Here is a 6,580-nt window from a genome sequence, read left to right as displayed (position 1 = left end):
TTGCTTAGTAAACTAAGTTCGGCTGTTAGAACTCAATCTGTACGAGTGCCCACACAGATGATTGCTTTATATTGTTAAAGAACGTTGCGATTAAAGCGCTTTGCTTTATCTCGCTAGGGCTGCGCATGTTACGCTTTCCTATTTTTTTGTCAACACTTAAATTTAAACTTTATAAAAATTTAAACTCAAGTTTTACTCGACTCACTGATTAACTCTTGCCCCGCTATGCGTTGCGCTCTGCCGTCTCAGTGGGGTCGCATTATAGGGCGCGGCTGATTTTACGCAAGCGTTATTATCACTAATATTGCATTTATTTCGCTTTTGTAAGATACACAAAAGAAACTGACATGTTACCCACAAACATCTGTGGATAACATTCACTGTAAAACGATGAAATCGTAATAATCACGATATGAGTTATCCTGAAACATTGATTTATTATTCTATTTTTAAAATCAAACACAGCTAACAAGTAATATAAAATATCAACCTCAGTAAACAGATAATAATACTCCAGCGATTACTATTATTGGTTTTGGAAACTAGCTAGACCCAGCTCCTCTGATTCATAACGTGTCCCGGTTAACTTTATCAACCAAACACTATCGATAAAAGTACGGCTAAAATATACAGTTTGACCATTAGGAATGTTAGGCATAAAAGACGTTATTGATTGCCATTGGCCATCTGTTTTATCTTTTAACTTCATCGCCGCATTAAAAAACGATCCATCTTCGTTTGCCTTTACCTCAAGTGCTGTTAATTGTTTTTCATCTCCTATTTCTATTAATGCACTCTCATTTAATAAGGCTAATAGCACTGGTTGGTGAATTGGAGCCAATGATTTTAGTTTTTTAGCAATTTTACTATCAATTGTTATCTCATTTTTCAATTTATAAATATCGGCTTTAACTGCAAAAACAGGTTCGGCATTAGCTTGATAACTTACCAATAATAAAGCCATGGAGCTAAGTAATAAATAGACGTATTTTTTCATAATAAAATATATCCTTTCGTTAGTTTGATAATACTAGCATAATTTAAAACAGCCCATAAAAAACGCTAATCCATTAATATTCAAAATATTCTTTTATTCATTTACATGAATATAATCATAAGCTCTATCTCTGGATTAGCTAATTGGTGATAATAATACGGCAACAATTAAGGAGAGAGTAATAAGTATGCAATCACTAGGAATAGAATTAAAACGTCTTCGAACAAACAAAAAATGGACTCAAGCATTTGCTGCTCGGGAAATAGGCATCCAACAATCTTATTTATCAAAACTAGAGAATGGTCAATTCATTCCCTCTCCTGAAGTGATCGAAAAGCTAAAATTGTGCTACGACGAAGTGTGTTTTAATAACTATTTACCTACAACACCATCAACAAACGTGCCGCTGAAAAAACTGCCCATATTAAGTTTTGTGCTGTTTATAATTGGTCTTATAGTTTGGCTATGTGCAACGTATGAAATTTTTTATTCTGAAACCTACTTTACTTATCAGGCAAAACAAGGTGAATTTTTAGCGTTTAATGTTAGTCAGCAATATCAAGGCGAACGCTTTATTGAAGGTGATGTTACTTACCAAATTGTCGGCGAAAGACAAGTTAGCAGGATCGAAAACCGCTTTCTAATTGTAGGTTCTGTAGTGTGTATTTTACTATCTATAGTTGCAGGTGTATTTTCACAAAGGTATAAGTTTCGTAAATTATAAACCCGATACTTAGTTGTTACTTAATTCTAAGAATATTATTTCAGCGCATTTATGGCGCTCTTTCCTCCTCGGGTTTCTCAATACTCAACCCAAGCTACGGCGCTAACACTTACTGCGAGCAACTGAAAGCTGACAACTTACCGCTTATGGCTTCTTTAAAAACAAAAAGCCCCGGCTAATGCCGAGGCTTTTATAAAACAGACTTAATTAAAAATTAAGCTTGTTTAGGACTAGAAATAACGTCTACTAATGTCCAAGACTTAGTCTTAGAAATTGGAGCGCATTCACGGATAGAAACAACGTCACCCGCTTTTGCTGTGTTATTTTCGTCATGTACGTGTAATTTAGTCGTACGTTTGATGAATTTCCCATAAATTGGGTGCTTCACGTAACGTGCGATAGCGATAGTGAAAGATTTTTCCATCTTGTCGCTGATTACAGTGCCTTGAAGAGTACGGATTTTATCGCTCATTATTGACCTGCCTTCTGGTTAATAATTGTTTTTACACGCGCGATATCGCGACGTACTGTTCTTAGCGTATGTGTCTGAGCTAACTGACCAGTGCTTGCTTGCATGCGCATATTAAATTGCTCACGAAGAAGTCCTAGAAGTTCAGCATTAAGCTCTTCTACGCTTTTGTCTTTTAGTTCGCTTGCTTTCATCACATTACCGTCCGAGTTACGAAAGTTGTTTTGAATGGCAGTTTACGAGCAGCAAGGTTGAATGCTTCACGAGCAAGCTCTTCAGAAACACCTTCCATTTCGTAAAGTACTTTACCAGGCTGAATTTCAGCAACCCAATATTCAACAGAACCTTTACCTTTACCCATACGGACTTCAAGCGGTTTGTTTGTAATAGGCTTATCAGGGAACACACGGATCCAGATTTTACCTTGACGCTTTACGTGACGTGTCATGGCACGACGAGCTGCTTCGATTTGACGAGCAGTCATGCGGCCACGGCCAGTAGCTTTCAAACCGAAAGTACCGAAGCTTACTTTGTTACCGTTTTGCGCAAGACCACGGTTGCGGCCTTTATGCGTTTTACGGAATTTTGTACGTTTTGGCTGTAACATTACTCGCTACCTCTACTTAGCACTTTTCTTGGCTTTCTTTGGTGCGCGTTTAGCTGGCTTCTCTTGCTCTTGTACTAGTGGTAAACCACCAATAACTTCGCCTTTGAAGATCCAAACTTTAACACCAATGATACCATAAGTGGTTAAGGCTTCAGAAGTTGCGTAGTCGATATCAGCACGAAGAGTATGTAGAGGTACACGACCTTCACGATACCATTCTGAACGTGCGATTTCTGCGCCGCCAAGACGACCGCTAACTTCAACTTTGATTCCTTTTGAACCAATGCGCATTGCATTTTGTACCGAACGCTTCATAGCGCGACGGAACATAACACGACGCTCTAGTTGAGAGGCAATGCCATCTGCAACTAACTGTGCATCTAGTTCTGGTTTACGTACTTCAGAGATATTGATCTGAGCAGGTACACCAGCAATCTTAGTTACCGCTTGACGTAATTTTTCTACGTCTTCGCCTTTTTTACCGATAACAACACCCGGACGAGCCGTGTGAATTGTTACGCGGATTGATTTTGCTGGACGCTCAATAACGATTTTAGACACAGAAGCCGCTTTCAATTCCTTAGTAAGGAATGTACGTACTTTGTGATCGCCAAAAAGCTGTGCAGAGAAATCTTTTGAACTCGCGTACCAGGTAGAAACCCAAGGTTTAGATATACCTAGGCGAATACCAGTAGGATGAACTTTTTGTCCCATTACTTATACTCCTAGCTATCTGAAACCACAACAGTGATGTGGCTTGTACGCTTAAGGATGCGGTCAGCGCGTCCTTTAGCACGTGGCATAATACGTTTCATTGTAGGACCATCGTCCACAAAGATCGTTGTTACACGTAGCTCATCAATGTCAGCACCTTCGTTATGCTCTGCGTTAGCAATAGCAGACTCAAGTACTTTCTTAACTAATACAGCCGCTTTTTTAGGGCTGTACGCCAGGATTTCTAGTGCGCGATCGACAGGTAACCCGCGGATCTGATCTGCAACTAGACGTGCTTTTTGCGCCGAACCAGAGGCGAATTTATGTTTAGCTAATGCTTGCATTTATCATTCCCCTCTTAACGTTTCTTCGCTTTCTTATCCGCAGCATGGCCACGGTAAGTGCGAGTTGGTGCAAATTCACCTAGTTTGTGACCGATCATTTCGTCAGAAACGAAAACTGGTACATGCTGGCGACCATTATGGACAGCAATGGTCAATCCGATCATGTTAGGTATGATCATTGAACGACGGCTCCAAGTTTTAATTGGCTTCTTTTCACCGCTTTCCAAAGCTTTCTCTACCTTCTTCAGCAAGTGTAGGTCTATAAAAGGACCCTTCTTGAGAGAGCGTGGCATGGCTATTCCTCAATATTACTTAGTACGACGACGTACTATAAATTTATCCGTACGCTTGTTCTTACGCGTCTTAGCACCTTTAGTCGGCTTACCCCATGGAGACACAGGATGACGACCACCAGATGTACGACCTTCACCACCACCGTGTGGGTGATCAACCGGGTTCATGGCAACACCACGAACTGTCGGACGAATACCACGCCAGCGATTTGCACCTGCTTTACCAAGTGAACGAAGCATATGCTCAGCATTGCCTACTTCACCTAGTGTCGCACGACAATCAGATTCAACTTTACGAACTTCGCCTGAACGAAGACGTAATGTTACATATTGACCATCACGAGCAAGGATTTGAACGTATGCACCAGCAGAACGTGCGATTTGAGCACCTTTACCTGGTTTTAATTCTACGTTGTGAACAGTCGAACCTACAGGCATATTGCGCATAGGTAATGCATTACCAGGCTTGATTGGTGCATCAACACCAGACTGGATTGCATCACCAGCTTTTAAGCCTTTTGGTGCGATAATGTAACGACGCTCACCGTCTGCATATAATACAAGAGCGATGTTTGCGCTACGATTTGGATCATATTCTAAACGCTCAACAGTGGCTGGAATGCCATCTTTAGTACGTTTAAAATCGATTAAACGGTAATGCTGCTTATGACCACCACCGATATGACGAACCGTAATACGACCATTGTTATTACGACCACCTGATTTAGAGTTTTTCTCTAAAAGTGGTGCGTATGGCTTACCCTTATGTAGATCAGAGTTAACCACTTTAACTAGGTGACGACGGCCCGCAGAAGTAGGCTTACACTTTTGAAGTGCCATAATTCTAACTCCCCTTATTACTCGGCGCCGCCGACAAAGTCTAGTTCGCTGCCTTCTTTAAGAGTAACGTAAGCTTTTTTCCAGTCGCTACGACGACCGAAACGTGCGCCAGTACGTTTTGTTTTACCCTTAACGTTAAGTGTGCGAACACCAGTTACTTCCACTTCAAAAAGCTTTTCAACAGCAGCTTTAACTTCAGCTTTAGTTGCGTCATTTACTACTTTAAAAACAATCGTGTTGTTTTCTTCAGCAGCAATGGTGCTTTTTTCAGAGATATGTGGAGCAAGGATCACTTTTAAAAGACGTTCTTCACGGATCATGCTAGCGTCTCCTCAAGTTGCTTAACAGCAGCAGCTGTAATAAGTACCTTGTCGAAAGCAATTAAGCTTACAGGGTCGATACCAGCTACATCACGCGTGTCAACCTTGTACAGGTTACGTGCCGATAAAAATAGATTCTCATCTACTTCTTCAGTTACGATTAGAACATCTTTAAGCTCAAGTTCTTTAAGCTTAGCAACTAGTTCTTTAGTTTTAGGTGCTGCTAGAGCAAAACTTTCAACAACGATTAAACGCTCTTGACGAACTAATTCAGATAAAATGCTTTTGATCGCACCGCGGTACATTTTACGGTTTACTTTTTGGCTGTGGTCTTGTGGTTTAGCTGCAAAGCTAACGCCACCTGAACGCCAAATTGGACTACGGATTGTACCAGCACGTGCACGGCCAGTACCTTTTTGAGCCCATGGTTTTTTACCACCACCGCTTACTTCAGAACGTGTCTTCTGAGCACGAGTACCTTGACGAGCGCCTGCTGCGTATGCAACAACTACTTGATGTACTAATGCTTCGTTAAACTCACGTCCAAAAGTAGCTTCAGAAACTTCAAGACCGCCAGAAGCGTCTTTAATTGCTAATTCCATCACTAAATCTCCAGGACTTATGCTTTAACAGCAGGTTTAACGATAACGTCACCGCCGATAGCTCCAGGTACTGCACCCTTAACTAAAAGCAAGTTACGCTCAGCGTCAACGCGTACTAGTTCTAAGTTTTGAGTCGTTACACGCTCAGCACCCATATGACCGGCCATTTTCTTACCTTTAAACACCTTACCAGGTGATTGGTTTTGACCGATTGAACCAGGAGCACGGTGAGATAGAGAGTTACCATGTGTAGCGTCTTGCATGCTGAAATTCCAGCGCTTAACACCACCTTGGAAACCTTTACCTTTAGAAGTACCGGTTACGTCAACCTTGTTGATTTCGTTGAATAATTCAACAGTAAGCTCAGCGCCTACTTCAAAATCGCCTTCACCACCGTTAAGGCGGAATTCCCACAGACCGCGACCCGCTTCAACACCAGCTTTAGCGAAGTGACCCGCTGTTGCTTTGTTTACACGGCTTGCTTTTTTAGTGCCTGCGGTTACTTGAAGCGCGTTATAACCGTCTGTTGCGTCAGATTTGATCTGAGCAATGCGGTTAGGTGTCGCTTCAATAACTGTCACAGGGATAGATACACCATCTTCAGTGAAGATACGTGTCATACCCACTTTACGACCGACTAGACCTAATGCCATTTTCCTAAAACCTCTCT

The 6,580-nt window shown here is 41.4% G+C and carries 12 protein-coding genes; 1 reads left to right on the top strand and 11 read right to left on the bottom strand.

All coding sequences use genetic code 11. The features are described from left to right. Positions 1–526 precede the first annotated feature (526 nt). Positions 527–997 carry a hypothetical protein gene (locus HJP15_RS18025; protein ID WP_170174285.1) on the bottom strand — a complete coding sequence of 157 codons (471 nt, stop codon included), beginning with the start codon at positions 995–997 and terminating at the stop codon, positions 527–529. A 187-nt stretch (positions 998–1,184) separates the two neighbouring features. Between HJP15_RS18025 and HJP15_RS18020 the strand changes: the two genes are divergently transcribed. After that, entirely contained in the window at positions 1,185–1,721 is a 537-nt protein-coding gene (locus tag HJP15_RS18020; protein ID WP_054206132.1) for a helix-turn-helix domain-containing protein, read from the top strand. A gap of 214 nt (positions 1,722–1,935) precedes the next feature. On the opposite strand, the gene rpsQ is transcribed toward HJP15_RS18020, so the two are convergent. The 10 genes from rpsQ to rplC are packed head-to-tail and all read right to left on the bottom strand — an operon-like array spanning position 1,936 to position 6,563. After that, positions 1,936–2,193 (bottom strand): 30S ribosomal protein S17, encoded by a 258-nt coding sequence (rpsQ, locus tag HJP15_RS18015; protein WP_054206131.1) that lies wholly within the window; start codon positions 2,191–2,193, stop codon positions 1,936–1,938. Then, positions 2,193–2,384, bottom strand: coding sequence for a 50S ribosomal protein L29 (gene rpmC / locus HJP15_RS18010; protein ID WP_054206130.1), 192 nt, complete (start codon positions 2,382–2,384; stop codon positions 2,193–2,195). The genes rpsQ and rpmC overlap by 1 nt, the downstream gene beginning before the upstream one ends. Next, the gene (rplP, locus tag HJP15_RS18005; RefSeq protein ID WP_054206129.1) at positions 2,384–2,797 is read right to left on the bottom strand and encodes a 50S ribosomal protein L16; all 414 of its coding nucleotides are present in this window, start codon (positions 2,795–2,797) and stop codon (positions 2,384–2,386) included. Before rplP ends, rpmC begins: the two co-directional genes overlap by 1 nt. A gap of 12 nt (positions 2,798–2,809) precedes the next feature. Beyond that, the gene (rpsC, locus tag HJP15_RS18000) at positions 2,810–3,511 is read right to left on the bottom strand and encodes a 30S ribosomal protein S3 (RefSeq protein ID WP_054206128.1); all 702 of its coding nucleotides are present in this window, start codon (positions 3,509–3,511) and stop codon (positions 2,810–2,812) included. Between the two features lie 11 nt (positions 3,512–3,522). After that, positions 3,523–3,855 (bottom strand): 50S ribosomal protein L22, encoded by a 333-nt coding sequence (gene rplV / locus HJP15_RS17995; protein ID WP_004588690.1) that lies wholly within the window; start codon positions 3,853–3,855, stop codon positions 3,523–3,525. Positions 3,856–3,869: 14 nt separating this feature from the next. Then, positions 3,870–4,148 (bottom strand): 30S ribosomal protein S19, encoded by a 279-nt coding sequence (rpsS, locus tag HJP15_RS17990; RefSeq protein ID WP_004588689.1) that lies wholly within the window; start codon positions 4,146–4,148, stop codon positions 3,870–3,872. Positions 4,149–4,163: 15 nt separating this feature from the next. After that, complete coding sequence (gene rplB, locus HJP15_RS17985) at positions 4,164–4,988, bottom strand: 50S ribosomal protein L2 (RefSeq protein ID WP_002957895.1); 825 nt, start codon at positions 4,986–4,988, stop codon at positions 4,164–4,166. A 17-nt stretch (positions 4,989–5,005) separates the two neighbouring features. Continuing rightward, positions 5,006–5,308, bottom strand: a complete 303-nt coding sequence (gene rplW / locus HJP15_RS17980; protein ID WP_054206127.1) for a 50S ribosomal protein L23 — start codon at positions 5,306–5,308, stop codon at positions 5,006–5,008. Then, positions 5,305–5,910, bottom strand: coding sequence for a 50S ribosomal protein L4 (rplD, locus tag HJP15_RS17975; protein ID WP_054206126.1), 606 nt, complete (start codon positions 5,908–5,910; stop codon positions 5,305–5,307). The genes rplW and rplD overlap by 4 nt, the downstream gene beginning before the upstream one ends. 17 nt (positions 5,911–5,927) lie before the next feature. Next, a complete protein-coding gene (gene rplC / locus HJP15_RS17970; protein ID WP_054206125.1) occupies positions 5,928–6,563 on the bottom strand; it encodes a 50S ribosomal protein L3 in 636 nt (211 codons plus the stop codon). Between the last annotated feature and the right edge of the window lie 17 nt (positions 6,564–6,580).

This window comes from Pseudoalteromonas sp. NEC-BIFX-2020_002, from assembly GCF_013002825.1.
Classification (GTDB): Bacteria; Pseudomonadota; Gammaproteobacteria; order Enterobacterales; family Alteromonadaceae; genus Pseudoalteromonas; species Pseudoalteromonas neustonica.
Note: the sequence above shows the minus strand (reverse complement) of the source record. Positions and strands in the feature narration are given on the sequence as shown.

Excerpts from the sequence above, each read along its gene's own strand:
- rplD (WP_054206126.1), bottom strand. The coding sequence starts at position 5,910 with ATGGAATTAGCAATTAAAGACGCTTCTGGCGGTCTTGAAGTTTCTGAA.
- rplC (WP_054206125.1), bottom strand. The coding sequence starts at position 6,563 with ATGGCATTAGGTCTAGTCGGTCGTAAAGTGGGTATGACACGTATCTTC.
- HJP15_RS18020 (WP_054206132.1), top strand. The coding sequence starts at position 1,185 with ATGCAATCACTAGGAATAGAATTAAAACGTCTTCGAACAAACAAAAAA.
- rpmC (WP_054206130.1), bottom strand. The coding sequence starts at position 2,384 with ATGAAAGCAAGCGAACTAAAAGACAAAAGCGTAGAAGAGCTTAATGCT.
- rpsS (WP_004588689.1), bottom strand. The coding sequence starts at position 4,148 with ATGCCACGCTCTCTCAAGAAGGGTCCTTTTATAGACCTACACTTGCTG.
- rpsC (WP_054206128.1), bottom strand. The coding sequence starts at position 3,511 with ATGGGACAAAAAGTTCATCCTACTGGTATTCGCCTAGGTATATCTAAA.
- HJP15_RS18025 (WP_170174285.1), bottom strand. The coding sequence starts at position 997 with ATGAAAAAATACGTCTATTTATTACTTAGCTCCATGGCTTTATTATTG.
- rplV (WP_004588690.1), bottom strand. The coding sequence starts at position 3,855 with ATGCAAGCATTAGCTAAACATAAATTCGCCTCTGGTTCGGCGCAAAAA.
- rplP (WP_054206129.1), bottom strand. The coding sequence starts at position 2,797 with ATGTTACAGCCAAAACGTACAAAATTCCGTAAAACGCATAAAGGCCGC.
- rplB (WP_002957895.1), bottom strand. The coding sequence starts at position 4,988 with ATGGCACTTCAAAAGTGTAAGCCTACTTCTGCGGGCCGTCGTCACCTA.
- rplW (WP_054206127.1), bottom strand. The coding sequence starts at position 5,308 with ATGATCCGTGAAGAACGTCTTTTAAAAGTGATCCTTGCTCCACATATC.
- rpsQ (WP_054206131.1), bottom strand. The coding sequence starts at position 2,193 with ATGAGCGATAAAATCCGTACTCTTCAAGGCACTGTAATCAGCGACAAG.